This is a genomic window from Corallococcus sp. CA053C (assembly GCF_003611675.1).
Lineage (GTDB): Bacteria > Myxococcota > Myxococcia > Myxococcales > Myxococcaceae > Corallococcus.
Map to the genome: position 1 here is coordinate 1 of NZ_RAWA01000807.1, position 1,029 is coordinate 1,029.

Sequence of the window (1,029 nt, forward strand, 5' to 3'; positions counted from 1 at the left end):
CCCGGGGACGCTCGGTGGGGTGTCGCTGGAGCGGCTGGGGTTCGCGCTGGAGACGGGGTTGATGCCGGTGGGCGGGGGCGCGCTCCTGGGCGTGCGCGTCACCGCGTCGATGCTGCTGGGCGCGCTCGTCGTGCACGGCGTCGTCGCACCCCGGCTGATGGCGGCGGGCGTGGTGCCGGTGGACGGAGACTTCCTCGCGTGGGCGCTGTGGCCGGGCGCGGCGGCGCTCACCACCACGTCGCTGTTGCAGTTCGCGCTCCAGGCCCGCGTGTTCGGCCGGGCGCTTCGGGGCCTGCGCACGCGCGGCCGGGTGGCGCCCCATCCGGTGGAGGCGCTCCAGGTGCCCGGGCGCTGGCTCGCGGCGGGCCTGCTGGTGTTGACGCCCGCGACGGTGGCGCTGGCGCACGTGGGCTTTGGCGTGCCGGTGCCCCATGCGCTCTTCGCGGTGGCCCTGTCGTTCGTGCTGTGCCTCATCTCCTGCCGCGTCACGGGGGAGACGGACGTGAGTCCCGTGGGGGCGCTGGGGCAGGTGACGCAGCTGACGTACGGCGTGCTGCGGCCCGGCGATGTGCAGGCGAACCTGGCCACCGCGGGCATCACGGTGAACGCCACGTCGTCCGCGGCGGACCTGCTCACGGACCTGAAGGCGGGGCACCTGCTGGGCGCGCATCCGCGCCGCGTGTTCCTGGCGCAGTTGCTGGGCTGCGTCGTGGGCTCGCTGGTGGTGGTGCCGCTGTTCTACCTGCTGGTGCCGGACGCGTCCGCGCTGGGCACCGAGCGCTTCCCGGCCCCGGCCGCCACCGTCACCGCGGGCGTGGCGCGGGTGCTGGCCTCCGGCCTGGGCGCGGTGTCGCCGGACCTGCGCACGGCGATGGCGTGGGCCGCGTTGGCCGCGGCCGTCCTCACGCTGGGCGAGCAGGCGCTGCCGGAGCGCTTGCGCCGCTGGACGCCGTCCGCCGTGGGCGTGGGGCTGGCGTGCCTGCTGCCCGCGTCCACCTGCCTTGGATTCTTCCTGGGCGGGCTGGGGTG

The 1,029-nt window shown here is 76.2% G+C and carries 1 protein-coding gene; it reads left to right on the top strand.

What is annotated here, in order from left to right:
* On the top strand, nt 1-1,029 hold a 1,029-nt coding region (locus D7V97_RS43290), incomplete at both ends, for an OPT/YSL family transporter (RefSeq protein ID WP_199729238.1).